Below are 18,523 nucleotides of genomic sequence, written 5' to 3' on the forward strand. Positions count from 1 at the left end.
AAAAAAAACAATGAAAAATATTAGTAAGCCTCTATTTATTTTAGTGGTATTATTATGCATGTACTCATGCAAAAAAAATCAGACACATGAAGTCATTACAGTCTCTGAAGAACTTCAAATCAAAAAACTTAATGAGCATAGCTATATTCATACATCATATCTGAATACCGAAAGTTTTGGAAAAGTACCTTGTAATGGTATGATTATTATTGATAACAATGAAGCATTGATATTTGATACACCAACCAATGACTCTGTATCTGAAGTATTAATAAATTGGGTTCAAAAAAATTTAAAATGCAAAGTCAAAGGAGTCGTTGCCACACATTTTCATGATGATTGTTTAGGTGGTTTAAAGGAGTTTCATAACAGAAACATTTCTTCATATGCCAGCAATGAAACCATACGTTTAGCTAAAAACAAAAATTATACGATTCCTCAAAATGGATTTGACACACATCTTGAACTAAAAGTTGGAAAGAAAAAGGTATTCAATACATTTTATGGAGAAGGTCATACTTCTGATAATGTTATAAGTTATTTTCCTGATGAAAAAGTACTCTTTGGCGGTTGTTTGATAAAATCAAAAGGAGCTAAGAAAGGATATCTTGGAGACGCGAATGTAAAAGAGTGGTCAACTACTGTTTCTAAAATCAAAGAAAAGTATCCCAAAGTAGAAATTGTAATACCAGGGCATGGAGCTCATGGCGGACAGGAGTTACTAGAGTATACTATTTCTCTATTTAAAGCTTAATGATAAAATATGAGAGAATTTCAAAATAACACTTCACCAAAAGACAAAAGGAAGTCTAAAGTAACTATAGGGCAAGCTTTTAAAACCATAATATGGCCACGAAAGAACCTTGTTTTTATTGGACTATTATTAATTGTCCTAAGTAGATTAGCTAGTTTGGTATTACCTATGGCCAGTAAATATCTAATGGATGATGTGATTGCCAAAAAAGATTACGAAATGCTAAAAATGCTTTTGATAGGTGTAGGTCTAGCAATTCTGGTACAAGCAGTAACATCATTTCTTTTAACCAGAATACTAAGTGTACAAGCACAATTCCTAATTTCAGAATTGAGAGCGCAAGTACAGAAAAAAGTACTCTCCCTACCTATTAGTTTCTTTGACAACACAAAATCCGGAGCACTGGTATCTCGTATCATGAGTGATGTCGAAGGGGTTAGAAATCTTATTGGTACCGGATTAGTACAATTGGTTGGAGGTACAATTACAGCTATTATTTCGTTGGTATTACTTATCCGAATTAGCCCGTCAATGACATTATTTGTGCTGGTTCCCGTATCTGTATTCGGAATTGTAGCTTTAAAAGCATTCAAATATATTCGACCAATTTTTAGGAAACGAGGAGTTATCAATGCAGAAGTTAAAGGTAGATTGACCGAAACTCTTGCTGGAGTACGAGTAATAAAAGGGTTTAATGCCGAAGCACAGGAAAACAAAACGTTTGAAGAAGGAGTTGATCGATTATTTCAAAATGTAAAAAAGAGTTTAACGGCTACAGCATTAATGACTAGCTCTTCAACGTTTTTATTGGGTATTGCTTCTACCGGAATCATGGGGATTGGTGGATATAAAATTATGATCGATGAGTTAACCATTGGAGATTTCCTTTCCTTCACATTATTACTCGGGTTTATGATTGCCCCGATTGTACAAATGAGTAATATCGGAAGTCAGTTAACCGAAGCCCTAGCAGGTCTGGATCGTACAGAAGAGTTAATGAATATGACTCCCGAAGAAGAAATAGAGGATCGAAATATCACGTTAGAAAATATAAAAGGTAATATCATTTTTGACAATGTTTCATTTTCATACGAAGAAGGAAAAGAAGTACTGCATAACATTAGTTTTAAAGCTCCCTCGGGATCTGTAACAGCTCTAGTTGGTAGTTCTGGTTCGGGTAAGTCTACCATTGCCGGATTAGCAGCTACATTTTTAAATCCAAAATCAGGAACTATCACTATTGATGATAATGATATTTCTAAAGTAAAGTTACATAGTTATCGACGTAACCTTGGTGTAGTTTTACAAGATGAATTCTTATTTGAAGGAACAATTCGTGAGAATATTTTGTTTCCTTGCCCAAATGCCACAGAGATACAATTACAACAAGCAGTAGAGGCCGCTTATGTAAATGAATTTACAGATCGTTTTGATGATGGTTTAGATACTCTGATAGGAGAACGAGGTGTAAAACTCTCTGGAGGACAACGACAGCGAATTGCAATTGCAAGAGCTATTCTCGCTAATCCCAAAATTATTATTCTCGATGAAGCAACATCAAATCTGGATACAGAAAGCGAAGCTTTGATTCAAAAAAGTCTTGGTGAATTAATGAAAGGCAGAACTACTTTTGTTATTGCACACAGATTAAGTACGATCAAAAAAGCAGATCAAATTTTGGTTATCGAATCTGGTAACATAGCAGAATACGGTAATCATGATGAACTTATTGCTGCAAAAGGTAGATATTTTGATCTATACACATATCAAGCTAGAATTTAGTATTTTTAGAATACAAAATCAAGCTTATGAAAAATAACATTAGAGGTGGTAATGCACCAATCGCATGCCAATTAGAGGTTGACAAAAACTATGCTTGGTGTTCTTGTGGTCATAGTACAGATCAACCGTTTTGCAATGGTAATCATAAAAAAGCAGGAGGTTCTCCTCCTATCATTTTTTGTGTAGAAGAAACCAAAGAGGCTTATTTATGTACCTGTAAACAGACCAATAATCCTCCATACTGCGATGGATCACACAATAATTAAACAAAAAAACCTGTATACATGCTATCATGATACAGGTTTTTATAATTAACCGCTTTTTTGAAACTCTTACTCTCTTATAAACTCTGATCGTTTACCTTTCAAATCCAAAATCATTTTATTTTGATTAGGAAAAAACTCCATCTTTACCTCATATGGTTCAGATCTAAATTTGTCTTTATCATAAGCTTCCAGAGGAAACGTAGGTCCATTTTTTGCATGTATAATCAAAGCCGTATCTTCTTTGGTCACCTTAATTTCAAAAGGAAAAGTTCCTCCTTTATAAACCCCTAAATATATTTCAAGTTCTTCTGGCTTTAATGTTAAAGCTGGTTTCTCTGAAAGTTTATTGTCTATCCCAAAATAAATTTTCAAAGCAGTTAGTATGCTGTTTTTTGGTGACATCACAACTCCATTAGCAATGTAGGTAACAGCCAATTTCTCTTTTGGCAAATAAATCGATAAGGACTGAAACCCATCAATAGCTCCATCATGTCCATATATTTGTTTATCATACAATACATTTCCATCTAATCCCATTCCCATTCCGGTTGATGTATCCATCATTTGCCCTAAAGAAGTATTCGAAACTAATTCCCCCGAAAACAAGTTTTCAAAAAAAACATTTAACTCTGAAGCTGTCGACACGATAGCTCCGGCTCCTATGGGACCACTCAAATCAGTTCGATTTTTTATTAATTCCCATTTAGAATCCTCTTCAAAGTAGGGCAATGCTTCATTATTTTTTGATCTTATCTTTTTACCATATTCTGTTCTCTTTAGTTTAAGTGGCTTAATGATTCTAGATTCTAAAATTTTGGCAAAAGATTTATTTTCAATATCCTCTGCTATATAAGAAAGTAAAATAAAATTTGTATTAGAGTATTTTGTTTCTTTTCCTGGTTCAAATACAGTTCCGTTTTTTATAATACGACCCAACATCTGTTCTCTACTTTTAGGGGTTATTATCCAAGATGCAAAATTCTCTTGTTCTGTTATATTAAACAAACCACTTTGATGCCTTAATAAATTCTCAATCGTTATTTTCTTTGCATTAGGGATGTTAGGAAAATATATATTTAAGGCTGTATTAAAACTCAATTTTCCTTCTTCAACCAATTTTGTAATTATAGTAGCCGTAAATGTTTTTGTAATAGAACCTATTCTATATTTTGTTTCTTTGTTATTTTTAGCTTTATTGATTACATCAGAATAGCCTATAGACTTTTGGTATATTTCTTTTCCTTCTTTAAAAATGGAAAAGCTCCCCATTCCTAAATTATTTGACTCGATCATCATAAATAAACTATCCAACTTTACTTTGTTAAAGGTTTGAGCATTGCTACCGTAACTTATCAAAAAAGCTATCATTATTATCTTTTTAATCATCGTATTTAAAATTTTGTTTAATTGCAATAAAAAGCCTGTATAGAAACTTAAAACCAAGGGACATTTGATTCTAAATATGCTACGATCAAAGGATTTTATATTATTGTTTGTTGATTTTGATAAGATAACATTACAAGAATGCTTAGCTACCTTTATCATTAAAAATGAATATCTATTACTGTATCGTGTTTTGTTTTTGAATGAATAATTGTAGTTTATTTTATACCTAACTCCTATTCTATTTCTTTATTGATCCATGTAAAAATAATTGTAGCTCCTCTGGAAACTACAAAAACAAAACATCCAAATATTGTTGGCAACGTAGACATTTTAAGACCTGTTGCTAATATTTCTATTGAGGGTTCGCCAAACATATCAATATTATCTAATGCTCCTACAAGACCTAGCAATTGTCCTAATACTCCCCATACTAATGTTAAAAGCCCTATAGAATTAATTAGCTGAATATGCTTTTTCGAAAGTATTTTTTCTTTCCTAAATACTATTACATTTTTAATTACTAAGGATAGTACTACAAAAAACATCATTAATATAGGTAGCATAAAAAAAAATCCTCCATCCTTTAATAGATGAACGATATGAGCAAAGAAAGAATGGTTTTGTGATTGTATAAAAACCAATGATATAACAATTCTATATAACATAAGTGTTCTATTGTTTAATTAAAGATACCCAAAACTAAGGTCAAATAAGATTTAACTTATTTTTTTTCGTCCACCTACCAAACTAGCGCTGTTTTAAACATAATCAACTTGTTTTTTGCTATTTTTTTATTGAATACCGTCAAAAAAGGTTTTAATTCTGTCATTCAACTTAAAATAGTATCTTAAAAATAAAAAATACGGATATTGTACTTCTATTATGATTTCTAATAAATTCATCCTAAAAAAAGCAATACAAATAATACTCCATATTATATTTTGGATAGGGGTGCTATTTTTCTACACCCATTTTTTTAGCTATAAAAGCAGTAACATTAATTATGTATTTTCTTTTTCTGCATTCTTAATGCCTGTAACCATAATTACAACCTATGTCGTTATCTATTATTTGATTCCTAAGTATGTATTGTTAAAAAAATATGGCCTTTTAGTTTTATACAGCATATACACTTTCATTTTATCAGCCTACTTAATTATCATCTCTATTTTTTATGGGTTGATCTTTCTTTCTGGGTTTAAACTTAATGGAATGGCTCCTATGAGTAAGAGTATTCTTGCTGTAATGATTGCTGTATATATTATTGTTGCATTGGTAAGTGCTTTTAGTTTGGTAAAACATAATTATAAATCAAACTCAACAAATCAAGAACTGCAACATAAAATTTTAGAAGCTCAACTTAAACTCAAAGAGCAAGAATTACACTATCTCAAAATGCAAATTCATCCTCATTTTTTATTCAATACTCTAAATACGATGTATGGGTTTGCACTAAAAAAATCTGAAGAAACTCCAGAAATGATCCTGAAACTCTCTAATTTATTAGATTATCTTTTATATCAAGTCGATAAACCGCTGGTACCCCTAAAACAAGAACTTGATCATATTAAAGATTATATTTCGCTAGAAAAAATGAGGTTTAGTAATACTTTAGATATAATTACAAATTTTGAAGACGTAAATAATTCTATTCAAATTGCACCTATGCTTTTAATTCCATTTGTAGAAAATAGTTTTAAACATGGTCAAATAAGGAACAAAAAAATGTCTATTCATATGAAATTAACTCATATAAATAGTGTAGTGCATTTTAGTATTAAGAATTCAATTTATAGTTCATCAAAAAATGATCAGGATGGAATTGGTTTATCTAATATAAAAAAAAGACTTTCTTCATTGTATAATGATAACCATGAGTTATTAATTTCTAAAAATGAACAGTGGCATAATGTCGAATTGAAACTAAACACTTCTAAACCAAAAAGTCAATGAGCACTAAAATATCCTGTATCATAGTAGATGATGAGCCTACTGCGCGCGAGATTATCGCCTCTCATCTATCAAAAATTGATAGTATTGAGGTTGTGGCAACGTGTAGTAATGCATTAGAAGCTTTTAATTGTATTAACACTCAGAAAGTGGATCTTATTTTTCTGGACATCAATATGCCGGAGATTTCGGGTATTTCTTTTGCAAAATCTATTAATAAGGATATCAAAATTATATTTACTACTGCTTATCGCGAATATGCAATTGAAGGCTTTGATCTACATGCAGTAGATTATTTATTAAAACCTATTGCCTACGAACGATTATTAAATGCTATACATAATTATTTTGAAGTATATCACAAAGAAGAGTCGCCAAAAATTATAGAAACCAGTTCTAATGAATTCATTTTTGTTCGATCAGATCGAAGGATGAAAAAAGTTGATTTTTCTGAAATCATTTATATCGAAAGTTATAGTGATTATGTAAAAATCCATTGTTCATCAAATACTATTATCACTAGAGAAACAATAAGCACTATCGAATCGAAATTACCGCAGCAATATTTCATGCGAACCCATCGATCTTATATTATTTCTATTTCGAGGATAGATTCATTTTCTAATGAAGAAATCATAGTTGATCATAAGTCTATCCCTATTAGTAGAAATTACAAACCTGAAGTATTGGCAAGATTAGAGAATATGTAACTATAGATGTTACTATGCCATCTAAACCTGTTAAAAACTATAAAAGTTTCAACAGGCTCAGTTTGACATTAATTTATATGTGTTTTACTAATTTGATTAAGAGTGTAATGCTCTATTATCAGTGGCAGCAAGTGCAGCTTCTTTTACTGCTTCTGCAAACGTTGGATGTGCATGAGACATACGAGAAATATCTTCGGCAGATGCTCTAAATTCCATCGCAGTTACTGCTTCGGCAATAAGATCTGCACAACGTGCTCCTATCATGTGAACACCTAATACCTCATCTGTAGTCTCATCGGCAAGTATTTTAACAAAACCATCAAGATCACCACTGGCACGAGATCTACCTAGTGCTCTAAAAGAAAATTGACCTGATTTATATTTTACCCCAGCTTCTTTTAGTTCTTCTTCAGTTTTACCGACTGCAGCTACTTCTGGCCAAGTGTATACTACCCCAGGAATAAGATTATAATCAATATGTGGTTTCTGTCCTGCCAAGGTCTCGGCTACAAAAACACCTTCTTCTTCAGCTTTATGAGCCAGCATGGCTCCTTTTATTACATCTCCTATCGCATAGATATTAGAAGCACTGGTTTGTAAGTGATCGTTAACCTCAACTTGTCCTCTATCATTGAGTTTTACTCCTGCAGCTTCAGCATTTAATCCATCGGTATATGGTCTTCTTCCTACAGATACCAAACAGTAATCTCCTTTAAAATCTACTGGATTTCCTTTTTTATCATCTGCAGTTATCACTACTTCTTTAGCAGTAGCCTTTACATTAGTTACTTTATGAGCGGTATAAAACTTAACTCCTTGTTTTTTCAATACTTTTTGTAACTCTCTAGATAGTGCTTTATCCATTCCAGGAATGATTCTATCCATATATTCTATTACAGAAACATCAGCTCCCAAACGACGATAAACCTGACCTAATTCTAGTCCTATCACTCCTCCTCCTATAACGACAAGGTGTTTTGGTACTTCTTTTAATTTAAGAGTTTCGGTAGATGTAATTACTCTTTTCTTATCGATTTTGATAAACGGTAAAGTTGATGGTTTAGAACCTGTAGCAATAATCGTATTTTTTGCTTCAATCGTTTCTACAGTACCATCTGCTTTTGTAATATTTACATGTGTAGCATCCTTAAAAGCTCCTACTCCTTCAAAAACATCTATTTTATTTTTTTTCATCAAATAACTAACCCCTTCACAATTCTGATCTACCACAGTTTGCTTACGGGCAATCATCTTTTCCAGATTAATTTTTACATCACCCGGAATCTCGATCCCGTGATCTGCAAAATGCTTTACAGCATGCTCATAGTGGTGAGAAGAATCTAACAATGCTTTACTAGGGATACACCCTACATTAAGACAAGTTCCTCCAAGTGTTGAATATTTTTCGATTATTGCGGTTTTCATTCCTAGTTGTGCGCATCGAATAGCGGCCACATATCCACCAGGTCCAGAGCCAATTACGGCTACATCATATGTACTCATAATAGATTATTATGTTGTGCGTGTTAATTATGAATAACAAATGTACAAATGTTTTACTTCTTACAGAAGCACTGATCTTATCAAATTTTTATTATAAAGCAATATTAGAGCAATCAAAAAGTTATACTTTAATTCATAGAAAGAATGAATTAATGAAAGAATGAGATAATGAAGCCGTTAAAAAAGAAAAATCTTTGCTAATTTGCAGCTTCAATACTTTATTTATTCTTAAAGACCTATTACTATAATTATGCGTTATCTATCAACTCTTTTTTTGCTTGCTGTATTAGTTTTATGGAGTTCCTGTCGTAATGATTTTGAGTCAGGCCCAAGTACAGGAAATTTAAAATTCTCGACAGATACCCTATTTCTAGACACCATTTTCACCAATATTGGTTCCAGTACATATAGCTTTAAAGTATATAACCGTACTAATGACGATTTTACAATCCCAGCAATTGCACTAGAGCGTGGCGAAAGTTCGAACTACAGGCTTAATGTTGATGGTATTCCTGGGAAATCCTTTGAGAATATTCAGGTTTTAGCCAAGGATAGTATTTTTGTTTTTGTAGAAACGACAACCGACATTACCAGTCAAACAGCAGATGTAGAGTTTTTATACACAGATCGGGTGGTATTTGATGCAGGAGGAAATCAACAAGATGTAGATCTGGTAACACTAATAAAAGACGCTATGCTTTTGTTTCCTTCTCGGGATGCTATGACAGGTGAAAAAGAAACTTTATTACTCGGTCTTGATAATGAAAATAACGAAATCAGAATTGAAGGTTTCTTTCTAGACGATACTCAACTTAACTTCACCAACGAAAAACCTTACGTAATTTATGGATATGCAGCTATACCTAGTGGCAAAACGCTTACTATAGATGCAGGAGCAAGAATACACTTTCATAATAACTCTGGAATTATAGCCGCAAACGGCGCTACCTTGACTGTAAATGGTGAATTAAGTACCGATCCAAAGCTTCTTGAAAACGAAGTTATTTTTGAAGGTGATCGCCTAGAATCTGGTTTTAGTGATATCCCGGGGCAATGGGGAACTATCTGGCTTACTGCAGGAAGTACAGGTCACACTATAAATCATGCAACCATAAAAAATGCAACGGTAGGAATACTTATGGACTCTAATGATGGAGGTGCAAACCCTACACTTACTATTAAAAACACCCAGATTTATAATAGCTCTAATGTGGGACTTCTGGCTCGTACAGGTAATGTGCTAGGAGAAAATCTGGTAATTAACAATGCCGGACAAGTATCACTTAACTGTTCCCTGGGTGGAACTTATAATTTTAACCACTGTACATTTACAAATTATTCTAATATTGGAACTGGTTTTAGAGAACTTCCAACAGTATTGATTGATAACAATCTACGAGTAAATGGAACCGATATAGTTGTTGCAGATTTACTTGAAGCCAATTTCACAAACTGTATTATTTATGGTAATCAAGAATTAGAATTAGTGTTAAGTAAAATTGATGGCACTGCATTCAATTACAATTTTAAAAACTGTTTAGTTAAGTTCAATGATCTTAATGATTTGTTTGTTGGTAATCCATTGTATGATTTCACCAATACCAATCTGTTTGAAAATATTATTTTGAATGAAGAACCTGATTTTAAAACTCCATTTAAAAATATGCTGAATATTGGTGAAAGTTCTGCTGCTAATGGAAAAGCTTCTACTCCAACCATGGGAACTGATATTTTAGGAACTATTCGTAATACTACAACTCCTGATATTGGAGCATATGAAAGCACTGTTTTTGAAGGAAAGAATTGATGCATTCTTGTTGAAAAGAATATAAAATCACTTTCAATTAGAATAATAAGAGTGTTCCAAACCCCGTATTTTTACTTATAGGAAACCATTCTAATAAAGATTAGATTTGATATACAACCATATTATTAACTAATCTTTACACAAATGAAAACTAAATTTACCAACCTTGCAAGTTCCTTATTAGTGGCTTGTCTTGTTATCTTCATCATTGTTATTTCATGTAAAACAGACAAAAAGGAAAAGACAGATAAAGAACCCATTGCTTATGAGAATATTCAGGAAAAAAGTAAGGATTGCAATTGCGAACCTACCTGGTTTCCTCACAGTCAAACCCCTCCTCCAGAAGAAGGTAAAGGAAGCCCATTTGATACCATCAATACAACGAATTGTATTTTTCAGCAATGGTCCTGGCAAAAATTTTTGTGGTTAACCAAACCTGAAAACGGAAAAACTGTTTTCGAAAACAAGTTAATACAGGTTAGTGATTTAATGATCCCCGTAGAACCTCAGTCAGGATTATCTTTAGTTCTTAAAGATATAGAGCAAGCTGGTTCTGATGGCATCTTAAAAACCAATTCTCAATTTAATTCGAGTATTAGTAAGTCTGATACTGTTTACTATTCTATTCATATTGACGATACCTTAAAAGTTGCTGCTGATCATTTTAAAACAGCCATTCTGGATAGGTCTATTTCTCCAAATAATACCGAAACATTTCCTATAGGGTCATTAGAATTAAAAGTTTCATGGGTAAAAACCAGTGCAATCCCAACAGATAAACTCTCCACATATTACCAAACCAAAGCAGCTATTTATGAAAATGGTGCATATGTTAAAAGTGATGTTGCTTTACTAGGAATGCATGTAGTTGGTGTAGTCATAAACCATCCAGAATTTATATGGGCTACTTTTGAACATAATGATATGGCTCCACACTATGACTGGAGTACTAATATAGTTTCTTCTACCGATGAAAAATTATTATTTGGCAAAGGAAGTACTTCATCTTTAGATGCAATTACTTGGGATACTATTACAAAAGAGCCTAAAGAACCTAATAAAGCGTTTACGCTTTTCGAATTTGGTGTTCCCAGAACGCAAGGGAACGGTTTTATGGAAACCAGTCAAAAAGAACCAAAAAATTATGACAACATTAGAACTATTAATTCTTGTGTTACTTCAAAACTTCAGGATGTTTGGAAAAATTATTTTTATAACGGAGGGATTTGGATCGATACCGATGGACTATCTCCAAAAAAACAAGCTGATACTATCCAAAAATTAGCTGGTAATATATCAAAAGCCACAAAAGGATCTATTGCCAGAGGATCTTTAAACCTTTCTAATCTTACTATGGAAACCTATACACAGACTTTCCAGAGCGATGTACATGATATTACTGTAAATAATCTGGTAAATTGCTTTGTTTGCCATAACTCAGAGAATTTTGACGAAGACAAAGCCAAATCACCATTATACTTAAGTCATATATTTAATGCATATCTGCAACATGGTGCAGGAAAAACACATGATGAAATCAATGCATTAAAAATCAAAGAATTTAACGAACAGTTCATGAGAAAAGAATAATTTCTATATTCAATCCAACTAAAACTGCTCGTGTTTCCTATTCTAAAACACGAGCAGTTTTCTATTTCACTACATATCAAACTCGACTCATCCCAAGAATTTTCAAAATTTAAACAATAAAGGTTACAAATCATTACATTTGAATACGTTAAAAAAAACGAATACATATAATCTATTTTTCAGTTTACTACAATGAATTCATACATTTTTACCTCTCAACGATTAGGTTTCCGTAATTGGACTCTTGATGACTTAGAAGCATTAGCCGAAATCAATAATGATGACGATGTAATGGAGTTTTTTCCGTTTAAACCATCAAAAGAAGACACCAAGGCATTTATTATAAGAATGCAAGAAATGTATACAAAAAAAGGGTTTTGTTATTTTGCTGTTGATCTCCTGGATAATGCAGAACTTATAGGATTTATAGGTTTATGTGAACAAAACTATTTAGAAAAACGAGGGCCTTTTGTTGATATTGGTTGGCGACTAAAAAAAAGTATCTGGAACAAAGGCTATGCTACTGAAGGTGCTAAAGCTTGTTTAGATTTTGGTTTTAATACCATTGGATTAGATAAAATCTATTCTGTTGCACCAGCGATTAACATAAAATCAGAATTAATCATGAAAAAGATCGGGATGAGGCAAATCGAAACTTTTGAGCACCCCAAATTACTAGATAATAAGCGACTGAAAAACTGCGTGCTATACGAAAGAAAAAGGGATACTAGAATAATTTAAAAACAATGACTATGTTAAAATTTAAAGTCATACCTGTAGCACTAATTGCTTTCCTATCTTTTATACAGGTAGCTGTTGCACAAGAAGAAGATGCTATACATGAAAAAATTAATGCAGATATGTATGGTAACTTCTCTAAAGCATTCGAAACTTTAGATTATGACTTATTTGCTTCTATACATAGTAAAGAAATGATTCGAATTTCGGGAAATGGCGGTAAAATCGAAAAAGCAAATGTTTATTTAAAAGGGTATCAAAAACGATGGAGTGTTCCTTCAAAAAAATCGGCTCCAATTGACTTTAGACTATTTGAAAGAATCTATTCTGATTCACTGGTTTCTGACAGAGGAATTTATAGAGTTACTTATATTAACGATAATAATCAAACAAAATACTCCTATGGTCAGTTTCATGTTGTATTAAAAATGGAAGATGGAGATTGGAAAATATGGATGGATTATGACTCTAACGAAAATAAAAGTATCAATAAAGATAATTATGATACAGCTTTTTCTATTTCTGAATATAAAACATACTGGAAACGCTAATATAGTCTGAAGTTTCTATTACATTTGAAAAATACGTATTATAATTGTACACATGAAGATTACAAGAAATATAAGAATTGTATTCATTCTTTCTCTGGTTTTACTGAATATTAGTTGTGATCAGATTTCAAAGAATGTTGTTCGGCAAGCGATTGAACCTTATGAACGTATAGAAGTTTTTAAGGATAATTTTGTATTGACTAAAGTCGAAAACACAGGAGCTGCCTATAGTTTGGGATCAGATTTAGCTCCTATCTTAAAAATATTTTTATTGCAAGTTCTTCCGATATTAGTTTTATTACTATTATTAAGACAGATATTAATTAAGACAAATTATTCTAGAGAAACAATTATAGGTTTTGCTTTTATTATTGGTGGCGGAATCGGAAATCTTTTTGATCGTATTGTATATGGATCTGTAACCGATTTTTTGATTTTAGATTTAGGAATCATAAAAACTGAAATATTTAACCTTGCCGATGTTTCTATTTTTTTGGGATCAATTTTAGTATTGATCTCTACTTTTTTTGATAAAAAGAGCGCTATATTTAAAGAAAAACTTCAATAACAATGAGTTGGATTAAAGAAATATCGTATGCCGATGCAACTGGTCAATTAAAGAAATTATATGACCGTATTAAAGGTCCTAATAATAACATAGATAATGTATTATCTATACACAGTTTACGACCACATACTCTGGTTGGTCATATGGGTCTATACAAAAACGTATTACATAACTCTAATAACACATTACCCAAATGGTATTTAGAGACTCTTGGTGTTTATGTAAGTAGTTTAAATCAGTGCAGTTATTGTGTAGATCATCACTCAATTGGATTAAAACGACTATTAAATGATGATACCAAGTTTCAGGAAATTTTATCCTGTTTATCCAAAGATGAATTGCAAAATCATTTTAAATATCAATATTTGGCAGGCCTTCAATATGCTAAGAAATTAACGCTATCACACCATACTATTACCGAATCAGATATTCATGGTCTTAGAGAACAAAAATTATCTGATGGTGAGATTCTGGAAATCAATCAGGTAGTGAGTTATTTTAATTATGTAAACAGGACTGTAGTTGGCTTGGGAGTAAATACGGATGGAGATATTATAGGGCTTTCACCAAATAATAGTGATGATGCCCAGAACTGGAGTCATTCTTAAATATAGATAAAAAAAACAAAAAACGCATGGTTAAAAAGCCATGCGTTTTTTGTTTTATAAATATTTCATCTACCCTACAAATAAAGGCTTATCTGCCATCATTGCATTTACATCATCTGCGATAGCATGTAGTTTTTCTTCATCCTCAACATTTTGGATTACCTGATCGATCAATTCAACAATAGCTATCATATCATTTTCTCTCAATCCGCGAGTGGTAACTGCAGCTACCCCAATACGAATTCCAGATGTTACAAACGGAGACTTATCATCAAACGGTACCATATTTTTATTTACAGTAATTTCTGCTACTCCCAATGCTTCTTCTGCTTGTTTTCCTGTCACTCCTTTATTTCGTAAATCGATAAGCATCATATGATTATCGGTACCTCCAGAAATAACTTCATATCCTTTCTTCACAAACGCTTCAGCCATAACTGCTGCATTTTTCTTTACTTGCACGATATAATGTAAAAACTCGTCTGTTAATGCTTCTCCAAAAGCAATTGCTTTTGCAGCAATAATATGCTCTAATGGCCCTCCCTGATTACCAGGGAATACTGCACTATCAAATAAGGAGGACATCATTCGTTTTTTACCACTTTTTAAGGTGATTCCGAAAGGGTTTTCAAAATCTTCTCCCATTAAAATAAGACCTCCTCTTGGTCCTCTTAATGTTTTATGAGTTGTCGTAGTTACTACATGACAATGCGGTACAGGATCCGAAATTATTCCTTTTGCAATCAATCCTGCTGGATGAGCAATATCAGCAAAAAGAATTGCTCCTACACTATCCGCAATCTCTCTAAATCTTTTATAATCAATTTCTCGTGAATAAGCAGATGCCCCAGCAATAATCAACTGTGGTTTTTCTGCGGTAGCGATTTCCTGAATCTTATCATAATTTAATCTTCCTGTCTCCTTCTCTACCCCATAAAAAACAGGATTGTATAATTTCCCAGAGAAATTAACTGGTGAACCATGAGTCAAGTGTCCTCCATGAGAAAGATCAAAACCTAATATTTTATCGCCTGGCTTAAGGCATGCATGATATACTGCTGTATTAGCTTGCGAACCAGAATGAGGTTGCACATTAGCATATGCTGCTCCAAACAATTCTTTAGCTCGGTCAATAGCAATCTGCTCTATAACATCTACTACGGCGCATCCGCCATAATAACGTTTACCAGGATATCCTTCGGCATATTTATTAGTTAGTACAGACCCAGCAGCTTCCATTACTTGTTCACTCACAAAGTTTTCTGAAGCAATAAGTTCTAATCCGTTGATTTGACGTTCTTTTTCGTCCTGAATTAAATCAAAAATTTGTTCGTCGCGTTGCATGAATTCATTATTTATTAGTAAAGGCGTAAAAATAGGAAATACATTCTTTAAATCGATGTAAATACCCCCTAATAAATAAGAACATCTTATTCTTTTTCTAAATTAATGTTTCTTGCCATACATCACTGATAATTTTACATTAATACTGATCAAACATTACGAAGTAAAACGTTTTATATTTCAAAAAAACTCAATAAATCGGCAATCCCTCCTTGGTATTGTACCATTAATAACATATCTTATCATTATTTTAATTATTTTTCACATAATTAAAAACTTTTAACCATCCGAAAATTATATATTTGATCATAGAAATTACCAACAACATATAAAAGAACAATAATGCCCATAACTGCAAATTATCCAGATAGAAAGACATGGATTAAAACACTTCCTAATACTGATTTCCCTATACAAAATATTCCTTTTGGTGTATTTCTTACCAGAGATGATATTATTACTATAGGAACCAGAATTGGTGATACTGCTATTGACCTTGGAGCACTTCATCAACTCGGTTATTTTGATGGAATCCCATTAACAGATGATATCTTCTTACAAGATTCTTTAAATGATTTTATTTCTGATGGAAAAAAGACATGGAGATTGGTTCGTAATAGAATTGCTGAAATATTTGATACAGAAAACAACTCCTTAAAAAATAATGAAAAGCATAGACAAGAGGTTTTATTCTCTTTAGATGAAATTGAAATGCAATTACCTGTTAGAATTGGAGATTACACTGATTTTTATAGCAGTATAGAACATGCTACTAACGTAGGAAAAATGTTTAGGGACCCCGAAAATGCTTTGCTTCCTAATTGGCTACATATGCCTGTTGGATATCACGGTCGCAGTAGTTCGGTTATTCCCTCTGGCATCCCGGTTCATCGCCCGCAAGGTCAAAAATTAATCAATGGTGCAAAGGAGCCTATTTTTGGCCCTTCGAGATTAGTGGATTTTGAACTTGAAATGGCTTTCATCACTACCGATGCTAATCAATTAGGAGAACCAATACCTATCGAAGAGGCAGAAGATTATATATTTGGAATGGTATTATTTAATGATTGGAGTGCCCGGGATATTCAGAAATGGGAATATGTTCCGCTAGGCCCATTTTTAGGTAAAAACTTTGCTTCATCTATATCCCCTTGGATAGTAACTCTTGATGCATTAGAACCCTATAGAACAAACGGACCTAAACCATTAAAAAAACAATTGCCCTACCTTCAATCTAAAGGAAAGAAAAGTTTTGATATAAACCTAGAAGTTGCTATTCAACCAGAAAAAGCAGCAGAAACTGTTGTTTCCAGAAGTAATTTTAAACATATGTACTGGACAATGGCACAACAACTTACACATCATACTGTAAATGGATGTCCTGTTAATTCTGGTGACCTTATGGGTAGCGGAACTTTATCCGGACCAACACCTGATTCATATGGATCAATGTTAGAGTTAAGCTGGCGTGGAGAAAAACCTCTACAACTTGATGAAGGAGGTAGTCGTAAGTTTATTGATGATAATGATACGGTGATTATGAGAGGATACTGCGAAAAAGAGGGAGTACGAATTGGTTTTGGAGAAGTCTCTACCAAACTACTTCCTGTATTTAAAAAATAAAAAAACTGCAAACCATTATATAACCTCGAAAAACAACTTTCGAGGTTTTTTTATTATCTTTTGGCATCAAAGTTGTTTTCAATACCCAAATCAAAATATTATTGATATGAAAAAACTACTACTTCTACTACTTATAACTACAATTATTTCTTCATGTAGCAGTGTTAAGAAAACTGAAAAGGCACTTAATACAGGAAATTATAATCAAGCGATAAATATTGCTCTAAACAAACTTAGGACAAATAAAGGCAAAAAAGGAAAGCAGCCTATTATCCTAATGCTCGAACAGGCATATGCAAAAGCTCTTGATCGGGACAACAATGCCATTGCATATTTAGAAAAAGAAGGGAATCCTGCTAATCTTGAACGTATTTACAACACTTATGTATCGCTAAAGAATAGACAAGAACGTATAAAACCATTGTTACCCTTGTACCTTATTGAAGAAGGTCGAAATGCTAATTTCGTACTACATAACTACGATCAAAAGATTATAGATACAAAAGATAGGCTTTCTCAATACTTATATAATAACGCTAAAGCTTTATTAACATCTGCCAAAAGAAAAACAGATTATAGAGCCGTATATGATGACCTGATTTATCTTAACAAAATCACTCCTAACTACAAAAATACCCGGGAGATGATTGATGATGCTCACCAAAAAGGGACTGATTTTGTAAAGGTAACAATGAAAAATAGAACCGATGTTATTATTCCTAAAAGACTAGAAAGTGACTTACTCAATTTTGGCACCTATGGCCTTAATGATCAATGGACAGTATACCACAGTCAACCTCAAAAATCTATTCCTTATGATTATGCTATGGAAGTAGAATTAAGAGAAATTAATATATCTCCAGAACAAATCAAAGAACGTCAGCTACAAAAAGAAAAATTGGTTAAAGATGGCTGGGAATATCTGTTGGATGAAAATGATGAAATCGTGATTGATGATAAAGGTGAAAAAGTAAAAGTAGACAGAATGGTAAAGGTACATTGTGAATATTATGAATTCACACAGTTTAAAGCTACTAACGTTGTAGGTAATGTTCAGTACAAAAACTTAAGAACAAAACAACTCTTAGATGCTTTTCCTATTGCAAGTGAATATGTTTTTCAGCATATTTATGCAAATTACAATGGAGATAAACGAGCTTTGGAAGATACTTTATTAGGGTATCTAGGTGTGAAATCTGTACCATTTCCTTCTAATGAGCAGATGGTTTATGATTCTGGAGAAGATTTAAAAAATAAATTAAAGAACATTATTACTAATTATCGTTTTAAATAATACATTATACCATAATTATAATACTATTTGATCTTAACAGATTAGCACT

Annotated in this window: 17 protein-coding genes; 13 read left to right on the forward strand and 4 right to left on the reverse strand. The window is 32.5% G+C overall.

All coding sequences use genetic code 11. The annotated features are described in order from the left end of the window. Positions 1-10: 10 nt before the first annotated feature. Genes bla through ATE84_RS20190 form a run of 3 tightly spaced genes read left to right on the forward strand, consistent with a single transcriptional unit; the run spans position 11 to position 2,802 of the window. Entirely contained in the window at positions 11-754 is a 744-nt protein-coding gene (bla, locus tag ATE84_RS20180) for a subclass B1 metallo-beta-lactamase (RefSeq protein WP_101449684.1), read from the forward strand. A 9-nt stretch (positions 755-763) separates the two neighbouring features. Further along, the gene (locus ATE84_RS20185) at positions 764-2,536 is read left to right on the forward strand and encodes an ABC transporter ATP-binding protein (protein ID WP_101449685.1); all 1,773 of its coding nucleotides are present in this window, start codon (positions 764-766) and stop codon (positions 2,534-2,536) included. A 26-nt stretch (positions 2,537-2,562) separates the two neighbouring features. After that, a complete protein-coding gene (locus tag ATE84_RS20190) occupies positions 2,563-2,802 on the forward strand; it encodes a CDGSH iron-sulfur domain-containing protein (RefSeq protein WP_101449686.1) in 240 nt (79 codons plus the stop codon). Between the two features lie 66 nt (positions 2,803-2,868). Here ATE84_RS20190 and ATE84_RS20195 read toward each other — a convergent pair whose 3' ends face one another. Continuing rightward, a complete protein-coding gene (locus tag ATE84_RS20195) occupies positions 2,869-4,188 on the reverse strand; it encodes a serine hydrolase (protein ID WP_158237311.1) in 1,320 nt (439 codons plus the stop codon). A 233-nt stretch (positions 4,189-4,421) separates the two neighbouring features. Further along, positions 4,422-4,853, reverse strand: coding sequence for a MotA/TolQ/ExbB proton channel family protein (locus tag ATE84_RS20200; protein WP_101449688.1), 432 nt, complete (start codon positions 4,851-4,853; stop codon positions 4,422-4,424). Positions 4,854-5,409: 556 nt separating this feature from the next. Here ATE84_RS20200 and ATE84_RS20205 point away from each other — a divergent pair. Together ATE84_RS20205 and ATE84_RS20210 are read left to right on the forward strand one after the other, a co-directional pair. Next, entirely contained in the window at positions 5,410-6,141 is a 732-nt protein-coding gene (locus ATE84_RS20205; protein ID WP_233195856.1) for a sensor histidine kinase, read from the forward strand. Further along, complete coding sequence (locus ATE84_RS20210; RefSeq protein ID WP_101449690.1) at positions 6,138-6,848, forward strand: LytTR family DNA-binding domain-containing protein; 711 nt, start codon at positions 6,138-6,140, stop codon at positions 6,846-6,848. The genes ATE84_RS20205 and ATE84_RS20210 overlap by 4 nt, the downstream gene beginning before the upstream one ends. Before the next feature lie 96 nt (positions 6,849-6,944). Here ATE84_RS20210 and lpdA read toward each other — a convergent pair whose 3' ends face one another. Beyond that, positions 6,945-8,351 (reverse strand): dihydrolipoyl dehydrogenase, encoded by a 1,407-nt coding sequence (gene lpdA, locus ATE84_RS20215; RefSeq protein WP_101449691.1) that lies wholly within the window; start codon positions 8,349-8,351, stop codon positions 6,945-6,947. Between the two features lie 250 nt (positions 8,352-8,601). Between lpdA and ATE84_RS20220 the strand changes: the two genes are divergently transcribed. The 6 genes from ATE84_RS20220 to ATE84_RS20245 all read left to right on the forward strand — a co-directional run bounded on the left by ATE84_RS20220 (position 8,602) and on the right by ATE84_RS20245 (position 14,213). Beyond that, positions 8,602-10,158 carry a right-handed parallel beta-helix repeat-containing protein gene (locus tag ATE84_RS20220; protein ID WP_101449692.1) on the forward strand — a complete coding sequence of 519 codons (1,557 nt, stop codon included), beginning with the start codon at positions 8,602-8,604 and terminating at the stop codon, positions 10,156-10,158. 144 nt (positions 10,159-10,302) lie between these two features. Beyond that, positions 10,303-11,748 (forward strand): hypothetical protein, encoded by a 1,446-nt coding sequence (locus ATE84_RS20225; RefSeq protein WP_101449693.1) that lies wholly within the window; start codon positions 10,303-10,305, stop codon positions 11,746-11,748. Positions 11,749-11,940: 192 nt separating this feature from the next. Continuing rightward, positions 11,941-12,489 (forward strand): GNAT family N-acetyltransferase, encoded by a 549-nt coding sequence (locus tag ATE84_RS20230; protein WP_101449694.1) that lies wholly within the window; start codon positions 11,941-11,943, stop codon positions 12,487-12,489. Positions 12,490-12,500: 11 nt separating this feature from the next. Further along, on the forward strand, positions 12,501-13,037 hold the full coding sequence (locus tag ATE84_RS20235; protein ID WP_101449695.1) for a nuclear transport factor 2 family protein: 537 nt from the start codon (positions 12,501-12,503) through the stop codon (positions 13,035-13,037). Between the two features lie 52 nt (positions 13,038-13,089). After that, the gene (gene lspA / locus ATE84_RS20240; protein ID WP_101449696.1) at positions 13,090-13,605 is read left to right on the forward strand and encodes a signal peptidase II; all 516 of its coding nucleotides are present in this window, start codon (positions 13,090-13,092) and stop codon (positions 13,603-13,605) included. A 2-nt stretch (positions 13,606-13,607) separates the two neighbouring features. Beyond that, the gene (locus tag ATE84_RS20245) at positions 13,608-14,213 is read left to right on the forward strand and encodes a carboxymuconolactone decarboxylase family protein (RefSeq protein ID WP_101449697.1); all 606 of its coding nucleotides are present in this window, start codon (positions 13,608-13,610) and stop codon (positions 14,211-14,213) included. Positions 14,214-14,282: 69 nt separating this feature from the next. On the opposite strand, the gene glyA is transcribed toward ATE84_RS20245, so the two are convergent. Then, entirely contained in the window at positions 14,283-15,557 is a 1,275-nt protein-coding gene (gene glyA / locus ATE84_RS20250; RefSeq protein ID WP_101449698.1) for a serine hydroxymethyltransferase, read from the reverse strand. Positions 15,558-15,899: 342 nt separating this feature from the next. Here glyA and fahA point away from each other — a divergent pair, with 342 nt between their 5' ends. After that, complete coding sequence (gene fahA, locus ATE84_RS20255) at positions 15,900-17,180, forward strand: fumarylacetoacetase (protein WP_101449699.1); 1,281 nt, start codon at positions 15,900-15,902, stop codon at positions 17,178-17,180. 106 nt (positions 17,181-17,286) lie between these two features. After that, positions 17,287-18,474: a hypothetical protein gene (locus tag ATE84_RS20260; RefSeq protein ID WP_101451125.1), complete on the forward strand. Its 1,188-nt coding sequence runs from the start codon at positions 17,287-17,289 to the stop codon at positions 18,472-18,474. Positions 18,475-18,523 lie beyond the last annotated feature (49 nt).

The sequence above is a fragment of the Aquimarina sp. MAR_2010_214 genome (assembly GCF_002846555.1).
In the GTDB taxonomy this organism is placed as follows: Bacteria; Bacteroidota; Bacteroidia; order Flavobacteriales; family Flavobacteriaceae; genus Aquimarina.

Bases quoted from the DNA above. Each gene is read 5' to 3' on its own strand.
- bla (WP_101449684.1), top strand. From the start codon at position 11: ATGAAAAATATTAGTAAGCCTCTATTTATTTTAGTGGTATTATTATGC.
- ATE84_RS20185 (WP_101449685.1), top strand. From the start codon at position 764: ATGAGAGAATTTCAAAATAACACTTCACCAAAAGACAAAAGGAAGTCT.
- ATE84_RS20190 (WP_101449686.1), top strand. From the start codon at position 2,563: ATGAAAAATAACATTAGAGGTGGTAATGCACCAATCGCATGCCAATTA.
- ATE84_RS20195 (WP_158237311.1), bottom strand. From the start codon at position 4,188: ATGATTAAAAAGATAATAATGATAGCTTTTTTGATAAGTTACGGTAGC.
- ATE84_RS20200 (WP_101449688.1), bottom strand. From the start codon at position 4,853: ATGTTATATAGAATTGTTATATCATTGGTTTTTATACAATCACAAAAC.
- ATE84_RS20205 (WP_233195856.1), top strand. From the start codon at position 5,410: ATGAGTAAGAGTATTCTTGCTGTAATGATTGCTGTATATATTATTGTT.
- ATE84_RS20210 (WP_101449690.1), top strand. From the start codon at position 6,138: ATGAGCACTAAAATATCCTGTATCATAGTAGATGATGAGCCTACTGCG.
- lpdA (WP_101449691.1), bottom strand. From the start codon at position 8,351: ATGAGTACATATGATGTAGCCGTAATTGGCTCTGGACCTGGTGGATAT.
- ATE84_RS20220 (WP_101449692.1), top strand. From the start codon at position 8,602: ATGCGTTATCTATCAACTCTTTTTTTGCTTGCTGTATTAGTTTTATGG.
- ATE84_RS20225 (WP_101449693.1), top strand. From the start codon at position 10,303: ATGAAAACTAAATTTACCAACCTTGCAAGTTCCTTATTAGTGGCTTGT.
- ATE84_RS20230 (WP_101449694.1), top strand. From the start codon at position 11,941: ATGAATTCATACATTTTTACCTCTCAACGATTAGGTTTCCGTAATTGG.
- ATE84_RS20235 (WP_101449695.1), top strand. From the start codon at position 12,501: ATGTTAAAATTTAAAGTCATACCTGTAGCACTAATTGCTTTCCTATCT.
- lspA (WP_101449696.1), top strand. From the start codon at position 13,090: ATGAAGATTACAAGAAATATAAGAATTGTATTCATTCTTTCTCTGGTT.
- ATE84_RS20245 (WP_101449697.1), top strand. From the start codon at position 13,608: ATGAGTTGGATTAAAGAAATATCGTATGCCGATGCAACTGGTCAATTA.
- glyA (WP_101449698.1), bottom strand. From the start codon at position 15,557: ATGCAACGCGACGAACAAATTTTTGATTTAATTCAGGACGAAAAAGAA.
- fahA (WP_101449699.1), top strand. From the start codon at position 15,900: ATGCCCATAACTGCAAATTATCCAGATAGAAAGACATGGATTAAAACA.
- ATE84_RS20260 (WP_101451125.1), top strand. From the start codon at position 17,287: ATGAAAAAACTACTACTTCTACTACTTATAACTACAATTATTTCTTCA.